This window comes from Aurantiacibacter suaedae (genome assembly GCF_005434915.1).
Lineage (GTDB): Bacteria > Pseudomonadota > Alphaproteobacteria > Sphingomonadales > Sphingomonadaceae > Alteraurantiacibacter > Alteraurantiacibacter suaedae.
Map to the genome: position 1 here is coordinate 1,039,659 of NZ_SKCG01000001.1, position 23,385 is coordinate 1,063,043.

Here is a 23,385-nt window from a genome sequence, read left to right on the forward strand (position 1 = left end):
TCAAGAATTCGTTAAGCATAAGCCCCGAGGCTAACACGATCAGTCGGCGAAGGGATCGCGCACCAGGATTGTGTCCTCACGCTCAGGGCTGGTCGATACGCTCGCCACCGGGCACTCGATCAGTTCTTCGATCCGGCGGATATATTTGATCGCCTGCGCCGGAAGATCGGCCCAGCTGCGCGCCCCCACGGTGGTGCCTTCCCAGCCGTCGATCTCTTCGTAGGCCGGCTCCAGCCGCGCCTGATCCTGCGCATTGGCGGGCAGGTAGTCGATTGGCTCGCCGTCGAGCGTGTAGCCGGTGCAGATCTTGATCTTGTCGAACCCGTCGAGCACGTCGATCTTGGTCAGCGCGATGCCGGTGACACCAGAAATGGCGCAGGTCTGCTTCACCAGCGCGGCATCGAACCAGCCGCAGCGACGCTTGCGCGCAGTGACGGTGCCGAACTCGTGGCCGCGCTCGCCCAGCCGCTGGCCGGTCTCGTCTTCCAGCTCGGTCGGGAACGGGCCGGAGCCCACGCGCGTGGTGTAAGCCTTGACGATCCCGAGCACGAAGCCCGCCGCGCCCGGCCCCATGCCCGAGCCGCTGGCGACCGTGCCAGAGACGGTGTTGGAGCTGGTCACGAAGGGATAGGTGCCGTGATCGACATCGAGCAGCACGCCCTGCGCGCCCTCGAACAGGATCTTTGCCCCAGCCTTCTTCACCTCGTTCAGCCGCTTCCACACCGGCTGCGCATACTGGAGCACGAACGGTGCAATCTCGCGCAGCTTGGCGAGCAGCTCGGCGCGGTCGATCGTCGGCTCACCAAACCCGGCGCGCAGCGCATCGTGGTGAGCGCAGAGGCGATCGAGCTGCGGTTCGAGTTCGTCGAGGTGCGAGAGGTCGCACACGCGGATCGCACGGCGGCCCACCTTGTCTTCATAGGCCGGGCCAATGCCGCGGCCGGTAGTGCCAATCTTGCCCTTGCCAGCAGCGGCCTCGCGCATCACGTCAAGCTCGCCGTGGACCGGCAAGATCAACGGGCAATTGTCGGCAATCCCAAAATTATCGGGCGTAATCGCTACGCCCTGTCCTTCGAGCCGCTCGATCTCGCTTTTCAGCGCCCAGGGATCGAGCACAACGCCATTGCCAACGAGGCTCAGCGTGCCGGTGACGATGCCTGAAGGCAGCAGCGAGAGCTTGTAGGTCTTGTCGCCCACCACCAGCGTGTGGCCGGCGTTGTGGCCGCCTTGGAAGCGCACCACCACGTCGGCGCGGGTGGCCAGCCAGTCGACAATCTTGCCTTTGCCTTCGTCGCCCCACTGGGCGCCAATCACGGTTACGTTCGGCATGGATAGAGTCCTCCACCCTGCCAAGAAAATCCGGGACGCCCTTCGACAGGACTCGGCGAACGGATTGGACCAGAAGGGAGCGCGGCTCCCCGAATGCGGGGGCGTCTTTAGCCGGGCTTGCCGCCGAGTCAACAGCGGCGGGCCATGTAAGCTTAGGGCAGCCATGCGACGATAGCCACGTTGTAGCAAAGGGTTGCCTCACGCTCCACGAGCGGGCAGCGAGCCAGCCATGCCGAGCCTGCGCACCATCGCCAATGTCCTGCTGGGCTATGGCCGCAAGGCGGAAACCCGCTCCGGCCAGCGCTTTCGCCAGCCGAGCCTAACGCTGGCCTATGGCAATCACCCGTTGCACGCGCTCGATGTCTATAGGGCAGCAGACAGCCCAAAGCCGTTGCTGGTGTTCGTGCATGGCGGAGCCTGGCAGTTCGGTGACAAGACCCGGCGATTGAAAGATGCCAAGGTGCCCTTTGCGCATGGCCTTGGCTGGCACTTCGCCGCACTCAACTTCCGCATGGTGCCCGAAGTCTCCGTGCGGACCATGGCCGAGGATGTGGCGGCGGGGCTTACGCTGTTGTTCGCGCGGGCTGACGAACTGGGCATCGACCGGCGCAAGATCGTACTGATGGGTCATTCCTCGGGCGCGCACCTTGCCGCGCTGGTGGCAAGCGATCCAGCGCTGCTGGGCGCCCATGGCTTAGCGCCTGGCGACCTGGCCGGCGTGATCGCGATTGACGGCGCGGCCTACGATCCGGGCGCGCCAAGCACCGGATCGGCACAGCTCCAGAAGCGTTTGCTTGATCCTGCCTTTGCCGGGGCCGATCTTGCTGCGCTGTCACCGGTGGCGCAGCTTGAGGCGAATGGCGCAAGCGCCCCGCCCTTCCTGATCATGCACACCGCCAGCGGCTTTACCGGCGCGCAGGCACGGCTGCTCGAACAGGCGCTGAAAAACTCGGGTGACCGGGTGGAGCGGCACGCGTTCCCCGGCACCAGCCCGCTCGCACATATACGGCTGAGCCGCTGGTTCGGGCGCGCAGGATTCCCACCCACTGTGGTCGCGCAAAGCTGGATCGAGGAAATACTCCGCGATTAAAGCCGCTTAACCTCGACGCCTTCGAGCCGGTGCGAACAGCCCAGAGCACCAGCATCGTCCGCTTCAGACAGCGCGGCGAGCGTCCGCTTGCCGTCGGCGCGCAGCTTGGCCGCAATCACCGGATCATGGCCGAGCGGCAAGAACACCTTCTCCCCGATGTCTTCGCCAGCTTTCACCGCCTCCACCAGTTCTTCCGGGTAAAGCGAGAATCCGGTCGCCACTTCGCCGCTGCCGCCGATGCGATAGGTGCCGCCCCGCCCCAGCTCTCCGCGCACGCCTTGCGCATAAAGCGTGAAACCGAACCAGCTCTGATATTCGAAGCCATGCCGTTCTGTCGGGTCAAGCGTGAGGCGAGCGCGTCCATCGACCCGTGCGGCGATCTGCGAGATCGCCTCGATCCGGCTGTCGAGCACGCTGTCCTTGTTCAGCGCCTCCAACTCGGCCAGCGCCTCTGGCAAGGCCCCCGTGGCGAACAGCAGCGGCAGATAATCCGCCCCGCCCGCTTCGGTGAGCGCACCTGCATCCTTCATATCCAGCTTGCGCTGCACCGCCTCGCGATCGGCCAGTGGCAGCGGACCGTCGGCGAGAACGTCGATCAGATCGGGCATGGTGAAATCGACAGAAATGCCGGTGGCCCCGGCAGCTTCAAGCGCGGCAATCGCGAGTTCGACGATCTCGCTCGCGGCGGCGACCGAATCGGTGCCGATCAGCTCGGCGCCCAGTTGCAGGTTCTCGCGGCGCGGTTCGAGCGCGGTCCCGGCGATCTTCACCACCTGCCCGGCATAGGCGAGCCGCAGCGGACGCGGCGCTTCGACCAGCGAGGTGGCAGCGATGCGCCCGACCTGCACGGTTATGTCGCCGCGCAGGGCCAGCGTGCGCAGGCTCTTCGGATCGACGAAGCGGAACATGTGGTTGCGGCTGACCCCGTCCATCCGCGCGGCGAGCGAGCCTTCGAACTCGATCAGCGGCGGGCGCACCCGGTCATAGCCGTGTGCGGTGAGGGTATCGAGCACGGCCCGTTCGATGCGCGTGACCGCAGCGGCGCTCTGGATCAGGCGGTCTTCGAGGCCCTCGGGCAAGAGGTCAGTGGTGCGGTCGGTCATGCAAGGCCCCCTAGCCACAATGTCATCCCGGTGGAAGGCCGGGATGACAGTTGTACGTGCGGCTTTAGAAGCTGAGTGCCTTCACCAGCTTCACGCCCTGCAGCTTCTCCGCAGCAGTGATTACTTCCTGCGGGATCGGCGCATCTACGCTCAGCAGCACGACCGCCTCGCCGCCCGTTTCCCGGCGACCGAGGTGGAAGGTGCCGATGTTGATGCCATGCTCGCCCATCAGCGAGCCGACGCGGCCGATGAAGCCGGGCGCATCCTCGTTGACGACATAGAGCATGTGGCCTTCGAGATCGGCCTCGATGCCGATGCCGAAGATTTCCACCAGACGCGCGCCCTTGTCGGCGAACAGTGTGCCGGCTACCGAGCGCGGCCCCGCGCTGGTCGCCACGGTCACGCGCAGCAGCGTGTTGTAGACGCCCTCGCCTTCATAGCGGACCGAGCGGACCTGAAGGCCCCGCTCCTTGGCGAGGTAAGGCGCATTGACCATGTTCACCGTGTCCGAATAGCGGCGCATAAAGCCCGCCAGCACCGCGCCCTCGATCGGCTTGCCGTTGAGGTCGGCAGCAGCGCCCGAACGCTCGATGCTGATCTCGGTGAGGTTGCCATGAGCCAGCTGGCTGACCAGCGAACCCAGCTTCTCGGCCAGCGCCATGTAGGGGCGCAGCTTTGGCGCTTCCTCGGCGCTGAGCGAAGGCATGTTGAGCGCGTTGGTGACACCGCCGTTGACGAGATAGTCGGCCATCTGCTCGGCCACCTGCAGCGCCACGTTGACCTGCGCTTCGGTGGTCGAGGCGCCGAGGTGCGGGGTGCAGATGAAGTTCGGGGTACCGAACAGCGGGTGCTCTTTGGCAGGCTCGCTGGCGAACACGTCGAGCGCGGCACCGGCGATGTGGCCGCTGTCGAGCAGGTCCTTGAGCGCCGCTTCGTCGATCAGGCCGCCGCGCGCGCAGTTGACGATCCGCACGCCCTTCTTGCACTGCTCGAGCCGCTCGCGGCTGAGGATGTTGCGGGTCTCGTCGGTGAGCGGGGTGTGCAGCGTGATGAAGTCGGCCTTTTCGAGCAGGGTGCCGAGGTCAGCCTTCTCCACGCCCATCTCGATGGCGCGCTCGGGCGTCAGGAACGGATCGTAGGCGACGACCTTCATCCGCAGGCCCAGCGCGCGGCTGGCGACGATCGAACCGATGTTGCCCGCGCCGATCAGGCCGAGCGTCTTGCCGGTCAGCTCGACGCCCATGAAGTCATTCTTCGGCCATTCGCCGTTCTGGGTACGCGCGTTGGCGGCGGGGATCTGGCGCGCCACAGCGAACATCAGCGCAATGGCGTGTTCGGCGGTGGTGATCGAGTTGCCGAACGGGGTGTTCATCACCACCACGCCCTGAGCCGAGGCAGCCGGGATATCGACGTTGTCGACACCGATACCGGCGCGGCCGATCACCTTGAGGTTGGGCGCGGCGGCGAGGATTTCGGGAGTGACCTTGGTCGAGCTGCGGATGGCGAGGCCGTCGTACTGGCCGATGATGGCCTTCAGCTCTTCAGGGGTCTTGCCGGTGATGACATCGACGTCGCAGCCGCGCTCTTCGAAGATCTTGGCGGCGTTGGGATCCATCTTATCGGAAATGAGAACTTTGGGCTTAGTCATGAGAATGCTCCTGTCGCAGGAAATATCGGGTGCACGGCGCACACAGCGCCGCAATCGGGATTAGAGACCGAGGTCGGAAAGGCCGGGATGGTCCGCCGGACGCGGGCCCTGAGGCCAATGAAACAGGCGTTCGCCTTCCGAAATCGGCACGTCGTTGATGCTGGCAAGGCGCACGGCCATCAGCCCCTCGGCATCGAACTGCCAGTTCTCGTTCCCGTAGGAGCGGAACCAGTCACCCGCCGCGTTGTGCCACTCATAGGCAAAACGGGCGGCGATGCGGTTGCCTTCAAAGGCCCAGACTTCCTTGATCAGCCGATATTCGAGCTCGCGTTCCCACTTGGCAGTGAGGAAGGCGACGATCGCATCGCGGCCGCACATGAATTCCGAGCGGTTCCGCCAGCGGCTGTCGGGCGTATAGGCGAGCGCGACCTTTGCAGGGTCGCGCCCGTTCCATGCGTCCTCGGCCATCCGCGCCTTTTGCGCGGCGGTTTCGGCGGTGAAGGGCGGAAGGGGCGGACGCGCCATGGCGTTACCTCTTGTTGCCAACCTCTTAGAGGTTGCCGGCCTTGAGCTCTTCGTAAGCCCACTCGATCCACGGCAGCAGGCGCGCTATGTCTTCGCTTTCGAGCGAACCGCCACACCAGATCCGCAGGCCCGGAGGCGCATCGCGGTAGCCGTTGAAGTCGAAACCGACCTCAAGCTCTTCGAGCTTCTTGGCGATTTTGCCCGGAACGGCGGCCTTGTCTTCGTCGGACAGGCTGTCGATCCACTCGCCCTGGAAGACCATGCACACGCCGGTGTTGGTCTGCTGCGCCGGGTCCGCAACCATATTGCGCAGCCACGGGGTCGCCTCGATCCAGTCCTTGACAATCTTGGCATTGGCATCGGCGCGGGCAAACATCGCCTCGCGGCCGCCGATTTCCTTCACCCACTCAAGCGCGGCGATATAGTCTTCGGTCGCCAGCATCGAGGGGGTGTTGATCGTTGCACCTTCGAAGATCGCCTTGTCGATGGCGCCCTTCTTCTTGATGCGGAACAGCTTGGGCAGCGGCCACTCGGGATCGTAGCTGTTGATCCGCTCCACCGCCTTGGGCGACAGGATCATCATGCCGTGCTGCGCTTCGCCGCCCAGCACCTTCTGCCACGAATAGGTGGTCACATCGAGCTTGGCCCAGTCCATCTCCATCGCGAAGACGGCGCTGGTCGCGTCGTTGATGGCAAGACCCTTGCGGTCAGCCGCGAGCCAGTCGGTGTTCGGGATCTTCGCGCCCGAGGTCGTGCCGTTCCAGGTGAACACCACGTCGTTGTCCTGCGGAACTTGCGTCAGATCGGGAATTTCGCCGTAACCAGCATCAAGGATCTGCAGGTCTTTCAGCTTGAGCTGCTTGGCCGCATCCTGAATCCACACGTTGCCAAAGCTTTCCCACGCCGCGATCGTCGCGGGACGCGCGCCGAGCATCGTCCACATCGCGCATTCCAGCGCGCCGGTATCGGAGCCGGGCATGATGCCGACCAGATAGTCGTCGGGAACGCCGAGTAGCTCACGGGTGAGGTCGATGGCATATTTCAGCCGGCCCTTGGCGTATTTGCCGCGGTGCGAGCGACCGAGCGAACGGGTATCGAGCTTGTCGATAGACCAGCCGGGAGGCTTGCACGTAGGACCGGATGAAAAGAAGGGGCGCTCAGGCTTGAGCGTAGGTTGCTTAGTCATGTATTCTCTCCTTTCAGAGAGCTCGCGCGGCGTTGGGACCGCGTGGCCCGGCGCCGCACCTAAAGACGCATTGCCCAATGTCAATCGCAGATCGCTGGCCTGTGCCTGCACAAGGTCCGCTTACGGATGACGCGGCGTGCAATTATCTGCGGCTGGCAAGGTTACCTTAAGCATGGGTGCGTCAAATTGGCGGCCATGCGACGATTGGCAGCCCTGTTGATTCTGGCCTCGACGCTCGCGGGCTGTTCGCTGGTGCCGGAACGCTCGGGCCGGCAGGCGAGCACGCCGCGTACCGCCGATTCGCGCGCCACCGCCGTGCCCATCCGCACTGTGGACCGGGCCTGCATGGCCGATCTCGGAGGCAGCGGTGCGCGCTTTACACCCCTGCCCGACCGCTATGACGGAAACGGCTGCACCAACCTCGGCACGGTGCAGCTGATTGCCTTGAGCAGCGACGATGGCGAAATGGCACTCAGCAACATCGGAGCGGTAACCTGCCCGGTCAGCCAGGCCTTCGCTGGCTGGGCGCGCTACGGCGTCGACCGGGCCGCACGCCAGATCCTTGGCTCCAGGCTGGTGCGGATCGAAACATATGGCAGCTACAACTGCCGCAATGTGGCCGGAACCTCGCGCCGCAGCGCCCATGCCACCGCCGCCGCCATCGACATTTCGGCATTCGTGTTCGCCGATGGGCGGCGTGTGTCGGTGCTCGATGACTGGAACGGCGGGTCCACCGCCGAGCGCCAGTTTTTGCGCGTCGTTCAGACGTCAGCCTGCCGCCGGTTCGGGACCGTGCTCGGCCCTGAATACAATTCCGCCCATCGAAACCATTTCCACCTCGAAGGTGTCGCCGAAGGCAAGAGTTTCTGCCGCTAGGCCGCTTGAGGCGACGGGCTAGCCCGCCTCCCCCAACCTAGCCTATGCGCCTTTCCAGCGGCATACGAGGCGGCTCTTCGGAAGCTTCGCCAAGCCTTTGCCCACCGGCGGGCCCGGCCTCGTGCGGCACACCTTCCAATCCGGCATCGAGCCGCATCCGCACAGCTTCGGCGGCATGGCCAGCGCCAAGCTTGTCCATCATATTGGCGCGGTGAATTTCCACCGTGCGCGGGCTTATCTCTAGCTCGCGCGCAATGGCCTTGTTCGAGCACCCTTCCGACAGCCATTCGAGCACTTCGCGCTCGCGCTTGGAAAGGGTGCCGATGCGGCGGCGCGCGTCGATCAGTCTGCGCCGCGCCTCCGCATGGCGGCCCGCGTCCGATACGAGATGCGCAATCATCCGGCCCAGTTCTTCCACCGTTAGCGGCAGCTCCATATAATCGAGGGCCCCTGCCTGAATCGCGTCAACAACTTCTTCCACTCCGGGGTTTTCTTTCGCGGCGACCAGCGGGACCCAGATGCCTTGCTCCCCCAATTTATCGAGCAGGGCTTCCGCCCCGTTTTCAAGAACATCGTCGCAGGCGACGATGACCCCGCCTCGCGGTGGTCTGTCAAACATCTCATCGAGATCTGCATAGACCTCCGCATGGTGCCCCAGCGAAAATGCCAGCCGCGCCTGTTCTGCCCTGGTGCGGCTGGTGCCGCCGACGATGTGAAGTGTGATCCTGTTGTCCATGACTGCGAAGTAGCCCGTAAATTTCGCTCGGCGCACTTCGTATTGCTACGGAAACAGTGAGATAGAGCCCGCTATTCGCTCAGATCCGGCCGATTTGCGCGGTTAATATGCCCCCAAACTGGAGCTAAACCGGCGTTTTGCCTGCAACAATCCCTAGGCACTTTGGCGAAGTCGCAGACGAATCAGATCACGGGATTTTGCTTGCCGTATCCATCTCGTAGTCGGGCAGCGACTGAAACGCATTTTTCAGGGCGTCGCCCCAGCTTGACGATATTTCTTCGAAATAGGGATCGCCCGCCTCGATCCGGCGTTCATGCTGCGGCTCGAATACATCGCGTTCGAGCACCATCAGGTCGAGCGGAAGACCCACAGACAGGTTTGCCTTGAGGGTCGAATCCATGCTCACCATCAGCAGCTTCACCGCCGCCTCGAAGCTCATCGTGCGTTCATAGGCGCGCAGCAGGATCGGGCGACCGTACTTGGTCTCTCCAATCTGGAAGAAAGGTGTGTCGACGCTGGCTTCGATGAAATTGCCCTCGGGGTAGATCATGAAAAGGCGCGGCTCCATGCCCTTGATCTGTCCCGCGAGGATCAAAGAGGCGGTGAACCGGCTGCCGCCGCTCGCCCCGTTGTTCTTCTGCGTGTCGCCGATTGTCTCGCGCAGCATGTTGCCCATCTCGACCGCGACCTGGAACATGGTGGGCAGTTCGAGCAGGCTGTTCGAACGATCTTCCGGCGCTTTCGAGCGTTCCTCCAGCTTGGAGATCACCGCCTGCGTGGTCGCAAGGTTGCCGGCCGACATGATCGAAATGACCCTCTCACCCGGCACCGACCAAGTGTGCATCTTGCGAAACACCGAAATGTTGTCGACGCCCGAATTGGTGCGCGTGTCGCTCATCAGGACGAGGCCCTTATCGAGCACCATGCCAACACAATATGTCATCGATCAATCTTCCTATGGCGGCAAGCCCGTTTGCGGGTCAGGCCGCGTTCCTCTTCACCACGCCTCTATTGTTCGGCGCTGCGCTGTTCAACCTCGAGTTCGACATGGAAGTCTTCGGTCACGGTGTCGAAGCTGATCCCGGTGACCGGCGCGGCATCGCGATAGTCGCGGCCCGTGGCCACGCGCACATAGCGCGGATCGGGGCTGATGCCGTTGGATACGTCGAACCCGACCCAGCCTAGCGAGGGCACCCAAGCCTCGGCCCAGGCGTGCGTTGCCTCCTGTTCGATGCGGTCGTCCATCATCAGATAGCCGCTGACATAGCGCGCCGGAATATCGATCGCGCGCGCGGCGGCGATGAAGATATGGGCATGGTCCTGACACACGCCCTTGCCCGCCACGGCGGCGGCTTCGGCAGTGGTGGTGGAATTGGTTGCGCCCGTCACATATTCCACCGTTTCGAGGATGGCGGCGGAAAGGTTGTGCAACGTCTCGACCATGCCCTCCTCGCTGCGCTCCACCTTGGCGATGATCTGACGGATCTTCGGTCCGGGCCGCGTCAGGTCGGTGTACGATAGAAACGACCACAAGGGCAGGTGCCCGGCATGGCGCCCGACAACGCCCGCCTGGTCCTGCGTCTCGACCGTGCCGCTGCACCCCACGACCACCTCGCTCGCGCCTTCCTCAACCGTGATCAATGTCACGTGGTTGTGGTTCTGGTCGTCATAGACCAGCTCTTCCCGGGCGTTTTCATAGACCATCTGCCAGTCGATGATCTTCTGACCCTGCGTTTCCTTGGGCGTCAGCCGCAGGCGCTGGATCGCATAGCCCACCTCGTGGGCGAAGCGGTAACGGGTGGTGTGGCGGATCTTTAGTCGCATGGTGGGCTTGCTCCGCTGGCTCAGGCGATGAAGCGGTAATCTTCCGCAATAGCGCCGGCTAGCTTGTTGTTATCAGCGATGAAACCGAGCAGGAACTCGTGCAGACCCTGTTCGAAAATCGCCTCGACGGTAATTTCACTGAGCTTCATGTCAGCCTCGCGCATGGTCTCGTGGACCTTGCCCTCGCGGCCGTGGAACTGGGCAAGATGAAACAGGTTTTCGCGCATCGCGTGATAACAGAATATCAGGCTGCGCGGGAACCGGTCGTCGAGGATCAGGAAATCCGCAATCGAGCGAATGTCGCTGCGCCCGGCGTTAAGCCAGCGATAAGCCCGCTCTGCCGAGAGTGAGCGCAGCACATTATCCCACTGGCCCGCATCGAGCGGGGTGCCGACGTAAGAAAGCGACGGCAGCAGCAGATAGTACTTCACGTCCAGAATGCGCGCGGTGTTATCTGCCCGTTCAAGAAAGGTGCCGGCGCGGGCGAAGCTGTAAATCTCGTTACGCAGCATCGAGCCATGAGTGGCCCCGCGCACGACCGCGCTTTCGCGCCGGATCGCCATCAGCACCTCGTGCAGATTGGCCGAGCGCACTTGCTTCGAAAGCAGCTCGCGCAGGCTCATCCAACCCTCGTTGACCGATTCCCACACCTCAGCCGTGATCGCCGAGCGGCACATGCGCGCATTCAGCCGCGCCCGCTCCATCATCGAGAGCACGCTTTCCGGATTGTTCTTCGACCGCAGCACGAAATCGCAGACGTGCGATCCGGAATATTCATCATACTGGGTGAGGTAGGAATCCTTCAGCCCCAGCGTCGTGAGCACGGAGGCCCATTCCTGGCTCGCCATCTGGGCCCCGCGGGTGAGCGCCATGCGCTGCCCTGCCGCGAGCAAGCGAGCGGTGTTCTCCGCCCGCTCCAGATAGCGATACATCCAGAAGGTGGCGTTGGCCGTCCGGCCGAGGATATGCGTTCTATTGGCCATCAGTCGTCCAGCACCCAGCTATCTTTCGTGCCGCCGCCCTGGCTCGAATTGACCACCAGCGATCCCTTCTTCAACGCTACACGGGTCAGCCCGCCGGGCGTGATGTCCACGCCCGTGGGCGAGCACAGCACAAAGGGTCGCAGATCGACATGACGCGGCGCGAGCCCCTCGCGGGTGAGGATCGGACAGGTCGACAGCGACAGCGTCGGCTGGGCGATGTAATTCTCCGGCTTGGCTTCCAGCTTCTGGCGGAAGGCGGCGATCTCTTTCTTAGAGGAGGTCGGGCCGATCAGCATACCATAACCGCCCGAGCCGTGGACTTCCTTCACCACCAGCTCAGCCAGATTGTCGAGCACATAGCTAAGCGCATCGGGATCGGCGCAGCGCCAGGTTTCGACATTGGGCAGAAGCGGCTTCTCGCCAGTGTAGAACTCGACGATCTCTGGCATGAATGAATAGATCGCCTTGTCGTCGGCGACGCCGGTGCCCGGCGCATTGGCAATCGTAACGTTGCCCGCACGATAGACGTCCATGATTCCCGGCACACCGAGCACCGAATCCGGGTTGAAAGTGAGCGGATCGAGGAAATCGTCGTCAACCCGGCGATAGATCACATCAACCGGCTGATAGCCCGCCGTGGTGCGCATTTGCACCTTGCCATTGAACACCCGCAGGTCGCTACCTTCGACCAGTTCGGCGCCCATCTGATCGGCAAGAAAAGCGTGCTCGAAATAGGCCGAATTGTAGATGCCCGGGGTGAGCACTGCGATCGAGGGTTTCGGCCCCGCCCCTTCGGGCGCGCAGGCAGCAAGGCTGGCAGCGAGGCGCGAGGGATAGTCCGACACCGGCCTCACTGACACGTGACTGAACAGCTCGGGGAACATCGCCATCATCGTCTCGCGGTTTTCGAGCATGTACGAGACGCCCGAAGGCGTGCGCGCATTATCTTCGAGCACCATAAACTCGTCAGGTCCTGTGCGTACCAGGTCGATCCCGACGATATGGGTGTAAACCCCGCCCGGCGGGGTGAAGCCCACCATCTGCGGCAGCCAGGCATCGTTGTTGCGGAACAGACGCTCTGGCAGGCGGCCCGCGCGGATGATCTCCTGCCGGTGGTAAAGATCGTGCATGAAGGCGTTCAGCGCCCTCACCCGCTGTTCGATCCCGCGCGATAGCCGCCGCCATTCGCCACCGGTGATGATGCGCGGCACCATGTCAAACGGGATCAGCCGTTCCTCGGCGTCATCCTCGCCATAGACGTTGAAGGTGATGCCGGTTTTGCGGAAGAAGGTCTCGGCCTCGAAGCTTTTCGAGTGGATCCACCGCTCGTCCTGCTGCGAGAGCCATTCGTTATATCCGGCATAGGCCGGGCGCACCGATCCGTCGGGTGCGTGCATCTCGTCAAAGCCGGGTTCGCTGGTCATGCAACTCCTTTGTGCGATGCAGCATGACAGGAACTTTGCCCCGCGCCAAGTGCCCTCGCGACAGTTTTTTTAATCGATGCTTCAGGCAAGTTCGCGCCCCACGGCAAGGATGGACTCGTTCGAATCGGCAAAGCCCAGATGGGTGCAGCGAATCGCAATCGCGCGGTCGCGCTCACCCGGCATTCCGCGCGCGGCGCGCGGAGATACCACCGCATCGCGCGCGCTCCACAAGGCCACGGTTTCCACCGGCGGCTTGGCCCGCACGTCGCAGGCGATCGGCGGATCGTTGACAGGGTAGCCGGTGACAGCCTGATATGTCCGCCACATGTTGTTCGACCACGGCGTGTGGCTGAAGGGCGAACCCATGGTGATGACCTTGGACACCCGATCAGGATGCAGCTTGGCCATTTCGCGGGCGTACACCCCACCAAGGCTCCAGCCGACCAGACACACCGGCTTGCCATACCGCTCATGCACTTCGACGATCCGCTCCGACAGACGCGCGAACTGCTCTTCGCTCGGCCCCAGGTTCAAGCCCAGTTTCCAGCGCTTGACCTTGTGTCCGGCGCGTTCAAGCTCGCGCGCCATCCGCCCCATGCGGCGTGCATCGGCACCGAAGCCGGGCAACAGGATCACCACCTTCGGATCGTTACACCGCGGCAGGGTACACGGCGTGAATGCGCGGCCGGCCAGAGCGCGCGCGACATAAGCGATTTCGCCGCCAAGAAGTTTGAGCGAGGGCCTGTGCGCCCCCTCGGGCTGCGGTGCAAAGAGAAGCCTGACCCTACGCTGCACGCCATCGGAAACCGCCGTCACGCTCGCAAGCAAACGGACCGGATCGAACCGCGACTGTTGAAACAGTTCAGACATTTGTCCCCGCCACGCATTCCTTTCTCAACCGGAACACAAACGCACGGAAGACGCTATGTATCCCGCCCTAGCTGCACTCGCCCACGCGCGTGCCGGTCACGCGCATATGCATCTTGGCGGTGCCCATTTCAGGAATAGCCTGCTCGAAGCGCGCTTCCATCTGCACCTTTTCGCCTTCCACGGTGCCATCGAAGTTCACTGTGCCGTTGAGCCCATCTTCGTCCTTGCATTGCATCGTGGCCGAGAAACTGTTGCCCGACTGCGAGAAATCGGTCGCGGTACAGTCGCTCTCGTTCATCTCGCTGATCCACTGCTCCGGCGTCGAATCCTCGGTCACGCAGCTGAGCGAAGGTTCTGCGGCGCCATCGGCGAAAGCGCGCTCGGCCATTCTCTTCACATCGGCGGGAAGACCCGGCAGCTCGAACTCGACCAGTTCGACCTTCGAGCTGTATTCGCCCGCGGCCAGCTTGAGATCGCCTGCACCGGGCGAAACGTCGTCGGCCGACAGCGCCTCCTCCTGCAGGTCCTCGTCGTTCGAGCTACCGCAAGCGGTGAGCGTAAGCGCGGCGACGGCGGCAGACAGGATCAGGCGAGATTTCATGTGGCGGGTCCCTTCCCCAAAAAAGGCAACGAAACGGGCGCTTGGAAACCGCCCCTGGTCGCAGCGAGCCTAACAGCGGCTTGGCGCACTGCCAATCGGCACGTTCGATAGCGTTGCGCGACACGGGCGCACGTCCCATATCGGCGCAATGGCAGAACTCGTAATCCGCAGGGGGCTGGAAGAGCCCGACACGTCTGGCGCCTTCGTGCCCCACCGCCCCGCACGGCCCGAAAAGATGGCGGGCGGCAAACCGTTCAAGCTCGTCTCCGAATACGAGCCCGCCGGCGACCAGCCCACTGCCATCGCCGACCTTGTGGCCGCAGCGAAGGACGACGAACAGACGCAGGTGCTGCTCGGCGTGACCGGCTCTGGAAAGACCTTCACCATGGCCAAGGTGATCGAGACCCTGCAGCGCCCGGCGTTGATCCTTGCCCCCAACAAGATTCTTGCCGCGCAGCTCTACGGCGAGTTCAAGAGCTTCTTCCCCGAAAACGCGGTCGAGTACTTCGTCTCCTACTACGACTATTACCAGCCCGAGGCCTATGTGCCGCGCAGCGACACCTACATCGAGAAGGAAAGCTCGGTGAACGAGGCGATCGACCGGATGCGCCACTCGGCCACCCGGAGCTTGCTTGAACGTGACGACGTGCTGATCGTGGCTTCGGTTAGCTGCCTTTACGGTATCGGCTCGGTCGAGACCTATTCGGCGATGATATTCGACCTGAAGCAAGGCGACAGCGTTGACCAGCGCGAGCTGATCCGCAAGCTGGTGGCCCTGCAATACAAGCGCAACGACGCCGCCTTCGCGCGCGGCAACTTCCGCGTGCGCGGCGACAATCTCGAACTGCACCCGAGCCACCTTGAGGACACCGCCTGGCGGATCAGCTTCTTCGGCGACGAGATCGAGGAAATCGCCGAGTTCGACCCGCTCACCGGCAAGAAAGGCGCCGCGCTCGACAAGGTGCGCGTCTATGCCAACAGCCACTACGTGACGCCGGGCCCGACGATGAAGCAGGCCGCCGAGGCCATCAAGTTCGAGCTGGCGCACCGGCTGGAAGAACTGAACGCCGAGGGCAAGTTGCTCGAAGCCCAGCGGCTGGAGCAGCGCACAAACTTCGATCTGGAAATGATCGCGGCGACCGGAAGCTGCGCCGGGATCGAGAACTACTCCCGCTTCCTCACCGGCCGCCTGCCAGGCGAGCCGCCGCCAACGCTGTTCGAATATCTGCCCGAGAACGCGCTGCTGTTCGTCGACGAAAGCCATCAGACGATCCCGCAGATCGGCGCGATGGCGCGCGGCGACCACCGGCGCAAGCTGACGCTGGCCGAATACGGTTTTCGCCTGCCCTCATGCATCGACAACCGCCCGCTGCGCTTCAACGAGTGGGACGCGATGCGCCCGCAGACTTTTGCCGTGTCAGCCACTCCGGGCAATTGGGAGATGGAAGAGACCGGCGGCGTCTTTGCCGAACAGGTGATCCGCCCTACCGGCCTAATCGATCCGCCGGTGGAAATCCGCCCGACCGAGGATCAGGTGCAGGACTGCATCGCCGAGGCAAAGGCAGTGGCGGCGAAGGGCTATCGCACGCTCGTCACCACGCTGACCAAGCGCATGGCCGAAGACCTCACGGAGTTCATGCACGAACAGGGCGTGCGCGTGCGTTACATGCACTCGGACGTGGAGACGCTCGAACGTATCGAGCTGATCCGCGACCTGCGCATGGGCGTCTACGATGTGCTCATCGGCATCAACCTACTGCGCGAGGGGCTCGATATTCCTGAGTGCGGCCTCGTGTGCATTCTCGATGCCGACAAGGAAGGATTCTTGCGCTCGGAGACGAGCCTGATCCAGACCATCGGCCGCGCCGCGCGCAACGTGGATGGCAAGGTGATCCTCTATGCCGACCGCGTGACCGGCTCGATGGAGCGCGCGATGGCCGAAACCGACCGCCGCCGCGAAAAGCAGCGCGCCTACAACGAAGAGCACGGCATCACCCCGCAGACGATCAAGCGCGAGATCGCGGACATCGTCGCGCACACCGCCGCGAAGGACGGCGTAACGGTCGATATCGAGGCCGAGGACGGTCGCAACAACCTCGTGGGCCACAACCTGCGCGCCTATATCGAGGACCTGGAAAAGAAGATGCGCGACGCCGCGGCGAACCTTGAGTTCGAGGAAGCCGGACGGTTGCGCGACGAAATCCGGCGCTTGGAGGCCGACGAGCTGGGCTTGCCTGACGATCAGAAGAAGGCGCCGATGGTGGGGCGTTCGAATGAAGGGCGACCAGGGACGCGCAAGACGCGATATGGGAAGGTGCAGAAGAAGTGGGGGAAGTGATGATTGTAGCAACGCCTGCTACAACCGAGTGTCGCTGACAGGGTCTTAAAAACCGTATCAATAGGTGGCTCCTCAACATCTGGAGCTTGCCGTGACACCTTTCGAAATCATGTCTCTGTCCCTCCTCACTCTCAGCATCACTGGCGGTGCCTGCTTCGCTGGCATTCAGATCGGCATTTGGATCGAGAAGAAGAAATGACGCCCCACCCTCGTCATGCTGAACTTGTTTCAGCATCCATCGCGCCCCTCATCCTGATGGTGCAAATCGAAGGATGGACCCTGAAACAAGTTCAGGGTGACGAAACGTTGGCTTTTCGCTAATGTGGTCGCGCCGATGACACGCCCTCTCTCCGCCCTCCTCCTCGCCCTCCCACTCGCCGCCTGCAGTCAGGCCAATGGGGCGCCCAGCAACGAAGGCATCGACCTCGCCGAAGCCGTCGCCGCCGCGCCGCGCGAGCTGGTGATGGAATCGCCCGAAACGCAGTTCGCCACCTGGACGGTCGCGGAAAACGGCCACGCCATTCATTTCGCCAACCCTGGCCAACCGCCGCTGCTCTCGCTCGACTGCCGCCTCAATGCGGAGCCGATCACCATGGCGATCATCCGCCATGCTCCTGCCATGCCGGGGCAAAGCGCGCTGTTCGCAGTGATGGGCAATGGCCATGTCAGCCGCCTGCCCGCAGAGCCGACGCTCAAGGACAACGAATGGCGCTGGGAAACGAGTTTGCCCGCTAAAGACGGTGCGCTTGACCTGTTCATCGGACCGGGCGACATGCGTGCCACCCTGCCTGGCAAGGGCGCCATCGCAATGCAGCCGAGCCGCATTCCCGGCGAGTTCGTCGAATGGTGCCGCGCGGGTGGAGCCACGGTGAACGCTCCGGTCGAGAAGCCTTCGCCCGAAGCCGAACTCAGCGCCGGTTAGCGCGCTCGATCAGCATTTCGGGCGTCAGCACCTGCGGCAATTGCTCGGGCTGCTGGTTCGGCACGTACCACAGATAGAGCGGCACACCCGCCGCGCCCTGCTGTTCCAGAAACTTCGTTATCTCCGGATCGGCTTGGGTCCAGTCGCCGCGCATCGCAACCACATCGCCCGCTTCGAAGGCCTTGCGCACCTCGTCGCGCTCGATCGCCACGCGCTCGTTGACCTTGCAGGTCAGGCACCAGTCGGCGGTGAACCACAGGAACACCGGCTTGCCCTGCGACTGAACCGTGTCCATCAGCACCAGTTTGTCGAAGGGGGCCGGATCGTGAATGCTCTCTTCCGCGCCCGCGCTGGCCGGGTCGTAGGCGGCGGGCAGCGCGAAGGCGGCGAAGACCAGAAACGGCGCGGCGATCAGGCCGAAGGCGGGCCAGGCCATCTTGCCCCGGCGTTGCAGCAGCCCGGTCACCGCCAGCCCCATCAGCAGTCCCGCCACCAGCAGCAGCGCGAGCAGGGCGAACGGCTTGCCACCGATCCGCACGCTCAGCCAGACCAATGCCAAGGCGGTCAGCCCCATCGGGATCGCCATCAGCTTGCGGAACCGTTCCATCCACGCGCCGGGCTTGGGCAGCATCCGCCGCAGCGCCGGCACGAAGCCGAGCAGCAGGAACGGCAGCGCCAGCCCCAGCCCCAACGCGGCGAACAGCCCCAGCGCCTGCGGCACCGGCAACAACAGCGCCGCACCCATCGCCGCCGCCATGAACGGACCCGTGCACGGCGTGGCCACAAAGGCCGCGAGCAGTCCGGTGCCGAAGGCCGAGGCAGGCTTGCCGCCGCCGCGGATCGGCAGCCCCGGCAGCTCGAACAGACCGGCGAAGTTGGCGGTCAGCAGCGCGGCGAGCACCAGCAGCGCCACGACCACACCCGGCTCCTGCAACTGGAACGCCCAGCCCACCTGCGTCCCGCCCGCGCGCAGGGCCAGCATCAATCCGCCGAGCGCAAGGCAGGCGAGCACCACCCCGGCGCTGTAGGCCAGCGCCTCGGACCGGGCCGCGCGTTCGTCGCCGCCCGCGCGGGCCAGCGTCAGCGCCTTGAGGCTGAGGATCGGGAACACGCAGGGCATCAGGTTGAGGATCAACCCGCCGAGCAAAGCCGCGCCCATCAGGAAGACCAGCGAAGGCACCTCGCGCTCCGTCCCCGCGATCACCGGGGCATCGAGGCCCGTTACCGCCCCCGGCTCAGCCACAAACCGTACACCGCGCCCGTCCCTACCGAACGACAATATGCCTTCCAGCGCCTCCGCCCCCGCCTCGTCCGCTGCGCTCCCCTTGAGCGGCACCTGCGCCACCAGCATATCACCCGCGCGCCGGAATACCTGCGGCGCGGCATAGGCAACCGACTGGCCAGCAGCGATCTGCCGTTGTTCGATGAAGAGATGCGGCTCGCCCAGCTCCATCGCAGCGGGCAGCGGGATCGCGAGCCGCAGTTCATCGCCCAACACTTCGTAGGTGGCGTGCCGGTCGATCAGCGGCGGCAGCTCGGCGCGCCATTGCTCGAACCGGGCCTCGGGCACGAGCGCGGCTGTGGCGGAAAAATCGAGCCGGATCTCGCCATGCTCGGGCACGCAGATGCGGTCGGTGCAGGCGAGCCAGTCGAGCTTGGCGCTTACCACCGGCGGCGCGGTCAGATCGGCACCGGCGGGCACCCGCAGCGGCACGATCACGGCATGGGGGCTTTCGTAAACGTGATTCATCAGGCCCGAGATCACCAGCGTCTCGGGCACAGGGAATTGAGGCTCGCCCGCCTGCCAGCCCTCGGGCAGGGTCCAGTCGATTCGCAGGCCTACCCCGGCATCACCTGGGTTCGACCAGTAGCCATGCCAGCCCGGCGCAGGCGTGAACACCAGCGCAACGTCGACCTCGCCGCCAGCTTCGGGCGCCGTGTCGGCATAGGCGGCAAGCGCGATGTTGTTCGCCTGCGCCGCCGCCGGAAGCGCCGCAAAAAAGGCGGCGAACAGCGCCAAAACCAGCCACAACGGGCTTGCCATCCACTGCCGAAGGTCCATTAGACTTGCACGCATCACGCGCGCACCTTTAGGAGCACGACACTATGGCGGACAAGCGCGATCTCCTCATTCTTGGCGGCGGCCTCGTTGGCATGACGCTGGCCCTCGCTGCGGCGAAGAAGGGCATTTCTAGCCACGTGGTCGACCGGGCCGACCCGGCCGAGCTGACGGCGGAGGGCTTCGACGGCCGCGCCTCGGCCATTTCCACCGCGAGCTGGAACCTGTTCACCAACATCGGCCTTGCGGGCGCGCTTGAGCCCTTGGGCTGCGCGATCACCAACATCGCCGTCACCGACGGGATGAAGCCGGGGCGGATCGATTTCGAGCCAGCGCCCGAAGATGGCTCGCTCGGCCTGATGTACCGCAACCGCGACCTGCGCCTCGCCTTGTTCCAGGCCGCGCGCGAGGAAAACCTGATAGCCTGGCACGCGCCGGTCCAAGTGACGAAGCGCGAGCGCGGGGCGCATGGCGTTTCCGCCACGCTGGGCGACGGCACCGTGCTTGAGGCGAGCCTAATGGTCGCCGCCGAGGGCCGCCGCTCGCCCACGCGCGAGGAAGCGGGGCTGAACCTTGCGCAGTGGAACTATCATCACCGCGCGATCATCGCCGGGCTGTTCCACGAAAAGCCGCACGAGGGCGTGGCCTGGGAAATCTTCTACCCCGCCGGTCCTTTCGCACTGCTGCCGCTCCCCGACGATGAACAGGGCCGCCACCGCAGCGCGATGGTCTGGAGCGTGAACGAGAAAGACGCCCCCGGCCTGCTCGCCCTGCCTGAGAAAGCGTTCCTCGGCGAGGTGATGGGCAAGATGCACGGCGTCTATGGTGCGATTTCAGCCGATGGGCCGCGCTCGTCCTACCCGCTGGGCTTCCAGCACACCGCGCAAATCGTGGGCGAGCGGCTGGCGCTGGTGGGTGATGCGGCGCACGGCATTCACCCCATCGCGGGGCAAGGCCTGAACCTCGGCCTGCGCGATGTGGGCGCGCTGGTCGAAGTGCTGGTCGAAGGGATGCGGCTCGGGCTGGAGCCGGGCGAGGCGCACATGCTGGCGCGTTACGAGAGGTGGCGCGCGCTCGATGCGCTGTCGGTCGCCTTTGCCTGCGATTCGCTCACCCGGCTGTTCGGCATTCCGGGCAAGCTGCCTAGCCTCGCGCGCCGGATCGGCATGGCCGCAGTGCAGCGCACGCCTCCGCTCAAGCGCTTCTTCATGGACGAGGCGCGCGGCATGAGCGGCGACCTGCCCGAATTGCTGAAAGCCTAGTTCGCCGCCGTTTCGGTTACGCGGGTGCCCGATCCGTCGCGCAGGTTCTGCCGGTCGAGCACCGCCGTCGTTTCGAGCAGCTCAATCGCCTGCTGCGCCTTGGCGTAGCGTTCGGCATCTCGGATCCAGCGGGCCGCGCTTTCGGCATTGGGCAGGTTGCGCACTTCGGCCAGCGCCGCATTGGCGCGGCCCGTTTGCAGAAACAGCCTTGCGCGTTCGAGCCGGCGCTTGGCCACCGGCGACGGGGTGCCTTCGCGGCGGATCACGAACAATTCGGACATTTCGCGGCCCAGCCAGTCGGCGAACCCTTCATCACTCGGGCTGTCGGCCATCGTTTCCGACAGCGCATCGAGCCGGGCAAGCAGGCTGTCGAGGGTAACCGGATTGCGTCCGGCCTCGATCACGGAGTCGACCGCGTTCGGCTGGGCATCGCCGAAGCGCAACCGCAGCTGATCTTCGAGATAGCCAAGCGGCGCGCCCCGCTCCAGCGCACGGCGCGCGGCAAAGGCGATCAGCAGCCCCTCGGCCCGTGCGGCATTGCCCGCCGCCGCCTGCGATTGCAGATCGAGCCGGGTCAGCCGCTGCTCCATCGCGGCCACCCGCGCATCAAGCCCGCCCTGCTGTTCGACCACCCGCTCGACCCGCTCGACCGCCTGGCGCGCCTGGGCGACATTGACCTCCTCGTTCGCGCTGGCGCTGGGCTTGGGCGTGGGGCGCACGCTTGCCTCTTCGCGCCGCACGGCGAAGATCGGCGAAGCCTCGGCGTTATCCGCGCCATCACGCACGAAATAGTAGGCAGCGCCGGCGCCAGCCAGCACAGCCAGCACGACAATGATAAGGAGCGTTCGCAGGCCGAATCCGCGCACTGGCGTATGATCGGCCTGTTGATGGGAAACTGAGTCCATAGGTTCCTTTGTGCAGCCTTGCTCGCAATCGGCTGCTTTGCCCCCGAATTTCGTCTTGCCGAGCTGTTAAACCAATTTGGCGGCCAAGGCCAACAATGCCGCGTCTCCCGGCTGTGGAGCGCTGGCGATGGTGGCCCAGCCCTCACCCGCCGTCTCTGCAATGCGCGGGCCGAGGCAGACAAGGCCTATCCCTGCGCGCGCAATGCCGAGCCTATCGCATTCGTCGGCGAAGTGGCGCGCAGCACCTGCCGAATGAAGCAGGACCAAGGCCTCGCCTTTCCGCAGCATATCGGCCAGCGCAGCCGGAATGGGGAGGTGGGCGATTTCATAGACCGTGCGCGCCTCGATCACCGTGCCGGGAGCGGGCTGGACGGCCACACGCTCTGCCCCGCCAAGGCGCAGATAGCGCATTTCCTGCCCCGCCTGCGCATCGAGGATCGACTGCAAGCCGCCCTCGCCCACAAAGTCCACCCGAAAGCCTGCCGCACGCGCGGCTTCGGCGGTGGTCTGGCCGACTGCGTGGACGGGGAGCTTGCGGAAGGCTTCCATCCACGCACCGCCAAGTCGGAATACATTGGCGCTGCCGATCAGCAGTGCATCGAAATCCTCAGGGTCGGGCGCGGACCATTCACTCGCCCGCGCTGCGGACAGAGGAAAGACCTCTATATCAAGCCCGCGCGTGTGAGCCGCCGCCGCCGTGCTGGTGGCGCCGGGCTCGGGACGGATGACGATCAGCCTCACGACGCCCCGTTGAACACCGCTGCGATCGCGGGCGAGGCCTTGGCGAGCAGCTCGCGGGCCAGCCGTTCGGGAGCTTCGAGGTCATCAGCGGCGAACTGCGCGCTGTCCTCGATCTTTTCCGAACCATCGGGGCTGAACAGCATGGCGCGCATCGTGAGGGTGTCGCCGTGGCTCTCGCAGAGAACGGCGATGGGCGAATGGCAGGTGCCGCCAAGGCCGGTCAGCAAGGCGCGCTCGGCCATCACCTCGGCGCGGCTGGGCGCATGGTCGATGGCGGCGAGCAGCTTGCAGGTCTTGGCATCGTCGGAGCGACATTCGAGCGCAATCGCCCCCTGCGCCGGGGCGGGCAGCCATGCGGCTGGATCGAGCGGCGTCCCAACCTCGTCCTGCCCCAGCCGCAGCAGACCGGCGGCGGCGAGGAAGGTCACATCGGCCTCGCCAGCCTTCAGCTTTCCAAGCCGCGTGGCGACATTGCCCCGGAAAGTCACCACCGTGCAATCGGGCCGCAAGGAGAGCGCCTGCGCCGCGCGGCGCGGCGCGCTGGTGCCGATCACTGCGCCGGGCGGAAGGTCCGCCAGCGATTTTGCTCCCACCAAACGGTCACGCTTGTCGGCACGGGGGAGCACGGCGGCGATCACCAGTTCGGCAGGCCGCACGGTCTCGACATCCTTCAAAGAGTGGACCGAAGCGTCGATCCGCCCTTCGTGCAGCCACTGATCCAGCTCCTTGGTCCACAGCGCCTTGCCGCCGATCTCGGCCAGCGGGCGATCGAGCACCTTGTCACCGCTCGCCACCACGGGAACCAGTTCGACCATGCTTTCGTCCCACCCGTGCGCAGCGCACAGGCGGGCGCGGGTCTCGTGTGCCTGCGCCATCGCCAGCGGGGAATTGCGCGTGCCCAGACGCAGGATGGGGGCGTTGTTGAATGTCTCGGTCATAAGCCCGACTTGCCCTAATGCGTGA

The 23,385-nt window shown here is 64.6% G+C and carries 21 protein-coding genes; 5 read left to right on the forward strand and 16 right to left on the reverse strand.

The window, feature by feature from the left end; all coding sequences use genetic code 11:
* Positions 1-39: 39 nt before the first annotated feature.
* Positions 40-1,329 (reverse strand): adenylosuccinate synthase, encoded by a 1,290-nt coding sequence (locus tag E0473_RS04980; protein WP_137679704.1) that lies wholly within the window; start codon positions 1,327-1,329, stop codon positions 40-42.
* 229 nt (positions 1,330-1,558) lie between these two features.
* On the opposite strand from E0473_RS04980, the gene E0473_RS04985 reads away from it, so the two are divergent.
* The gene (locus tag E0473_RS04985) at positions 1,559-2,419 is read left to right on the forward strand and encodes an alpha/beta hydrolase (protein ID WP_137679705.1); all 861 of its coding nucleotides are present in this window, start codon (positions 1,559-1,561) and stop codon (positions 2,417-2,419) included.
* On the opposite strand, the gene E0473_RS04990 is transcribed toward E0473_RS04985, so the two are convergent.
* The 4 genes from E0473_RS04990 to E0473_RS05005 form a co-directional block, all read right to left on the reverse strand.
* Positions 2,416-3,522, reverse strand: a complete 1,107-nt coding sequence (locus E0473_RS04990) for an ATP phosphoribosyltransferase regulatory subunit (protein ID WP_137679706.1) — start codon at positions 3,520-3,522, stop codon at positions 2,416-2,418. The genes E0473_RS04985 and E0473_RS04990 overlap by 4 nt on opposite strands.
* A gap of 64 nt (positions 3,523-3,586) precedes the next feature.
* Positions 3,587-5,170 (reverse strand): phosphoglycerate dehydrogenase, encoded by a 1,584-nt coding sequence (gene serA, locus E0473_RS04995; RefSeq protein WP_137679707.1) that lies wholly within the window; start codon positions 5,168-5,170, stop codon positions 3,587-3,589.
* 60 nt (positions 5,171-5,230) lie between these two features.
* The gene (locus tag E0473_RS05000) at positions 5,231-5,695 is read right to left on the reverse strand and encodes a nuclear transport factor 2 family protein (protein ID WP_137679708.1); all 465 of its coding nucleotides are present in this window, start codon (positions 5,693-5,695) and stop codon (positions 5,231-5,233) included.
* 25 nt (positions 5,696-5,720) lie between these two features.
* Positions 5,721-6,881: a phosphoserine transaminase gene (locus tag E0473_RS05005; protein ID WP_137679709.1), complete on the reverse strand. Its 1,161-nt coding sequence runs from the start codon at positions 6,879-6,881 to the stop codon at positions 5,721-5,723.
* A gap of 216 nt (positions 6,882-7,097) precedes the next feature.
* On the opposite strand from E0473_RS05005, the gene E0473_RS05010 reads away from it, so the two are divergent.
* On the forward strand, positions 7,098-7,757 hold the full coding sequence (locus E0473_RS05010; RefSeq protein WP_338325089.1) for an extensin family protein: 660 nt from the start codon (positions 7,098-7,100) through the stop codon (positions 7,755-7,757).
* Between the two features lie 37 nt (positions 7,758-7,794).
* Here E0473_RS05010 and E0473_RS05015 read toward each other — a convergent pair whose 3' ends face one another.
* From E0473_RS05015 to E0473_RS05045, 7 genes are all read right to left on the reverse strand, one after another.
* Positions 7,795-8,493: a response regulator transcription factor gene (locus E0473_RS05015; protein WP_137679711.1), complete on the reverse strand. Its 699-nt coding sequence runs from the start codon at positions 8,491-8,493 to the stop codon at positions 7,795-7,797.
* A gap of 187 nt (positions 8,494-8,680) precedes the next feature.
* Complete coding sequence (locus E0473_RS05020) at positions 8,681-9,436, reverse strand: proteasome-type protease (RefSeq protein ID WP_137679712.1); 756 nt, start codon at positions 9,434-9,436, stop codon at positions 8,681-8,683.
* 65 nt (positions 9,437-9,501) lie between these two features.
* Positions 9,502-10,317, reverse strand: a complete 816-nt coding sequence (locus E0473_RS05025; protein WP_137679713.1) for a transglutaminase family protein — start codon at positions 10,315-10,317, stop codon at positions 9,502-9,504.
* A gap of 20 nt (positions 10,318-10,337) precedes the next feature.
* Entirely contained in the window at positions 10,338-11,282 is a 945-nt protein-coding gene (locus E0473_RS05030) for an alpha-E domain-containing protein (RefSeq protein WP_137680065.1), read from the reverse strand.
* 17 nt (positions 11,283-11,299) lie between these two features.
* A complete protein-coding gene (locus tag E0473_RS05035; protein WP_137679714.1) occupies positions 11,300-12,724 on the reverse strand; it encodes a circularly permuted type 2 ATP-grasp protein in 1,425 nt (474 codons plus the stop codon).
* Positions 12,725-12,805: 81 nt separating this feature from the next.
* Positions 12,806-13,594, reverse strand: coding sequence for an alpha/beta hydrolase family protein (locus E0473_RS05040; protein WP_137679715.1), 789 nt, complete (start codon positions 13,592-13,594; stop codon positions 12,806-12,808).
* 67 nt (positions 13,595-13,661) lie between these two features.
* The gene (locus E0473_RS05045) at positions 13,662-14,195 is read right to left on the reverse strand and encodes a DUF3617 domain-containing protein (RefSeq protein ID WP_137679716.1); all 534 of its coding nucleotides are present in this window, start codon (positions 14,193-14,195) and stop codon (positions 13,662-13,664) included.
* A gap of 148 nt (positions 14,196-14,343) precedes the next feature.
* Between E0473_RS05045 and uvrB the strand changes: the two genes are divergently transcribed.
* Both uvrB and E0473_RS05055 read left to right on the forward strand, forming a co-directional pair.
* Positions 14,344-16,533: an excinuclease ABC subunit UvrB gene (gene uvrB, locus E0473_RS05050; protein ID WP_137679717.1), complete on the forward strand. Its 2,190-nt coding sequence runs from the start codon at positions 14,344-14,346 to the stop codon at positions 16,531-16,533.
* A gap of 334 nt (positions 16,534-16,867) precedes the next feature.
* Positions 16,868-17,455, forward strand: a complete 588-nt coding sequence (locus E0473_RS05055; protein ID WP_137679718.1) for a hypothetical protein — start codon at positions 16,868-16,870, stop codon at positions 17,453-17,455.
* Here the strand turns inward: E0473_RS05055 and E0473_RS05060 are convergent.
* The gene (locus tag E0473_RS05060; protein ID WP_137679719.1) at positions 17,442-19,532 is read right to left on the reverse strand and encodes a protein-disulfide reductase DsbD family protein; all 2,091 of its coding nucleotides are present in this window, start codon (positions 19,530-19,532) and stop codon (positions 17,442-17,444) included. The two genes, E0473_RS05055 and E0473_RS05060, sit on opposite strands and share 14 nt — an antisense overlap.
* A gap of 29 nt (positions 19,533-19,561) precedes the next feature.
* Between E0473_RS05060 and E0473_RS05065 the strand changes: the two genes are divergently transcribed.
* Complete coding sequence (locus tag E0473_RS05065) at positions 19,562-20,776, forward strand: FAD-dependent monooxygenase (RefSeq protein WP_137679720.1); 1,215 nt, start codon at positions 19,562-19,564, stop codon at positions 20,774-20,776.
* Here E0473_RS05065 and E0473_RS05070 read toward each other — a convergent pair.
* The 3 genes from E0473_RS05070 to hemC form a co-directional block, all read right to left on the reverse strand.
* A complete protein-coding gene (locus tag E0473_RS05070; protein WP_137679721.1) occupies positions 20,773-21,681 on the reverse strand; it encodes a hypothetical protein in 909 nt (302 codons plus the stop codon). The two genes, E0473_RS05065 and E0473_RS05070, sit on opposite strands and share 4 nt — an antisense overlap.
* Positions 21,682-21,747: 66 nt before the next feature.
* Complete coding sequence (locus tag E0473_RS05075; RefSeq protein ID WP_137679722.1) at positions 21,748-22,422, reverse strand: uroporphyrinogen-III synthase; 675 nt, start codon at positions 22,420-22,422, stop codon at positions 21,748-21,750.
* Entirely contained in the window at positions 22,419-23,360 is a 942-nt protein-coding gene (gene hemC, locus E0473_RS05080) for a hydroxymethylbilane synthase (protein ID WP_137679723.1), read from the reverse strand. Before hemC ends, E0473_RS05075 begins: the two co-directional genes overlap by 4 nt.
* Positions 23,361-23,385: the final 25 nt, after the last annotated feature.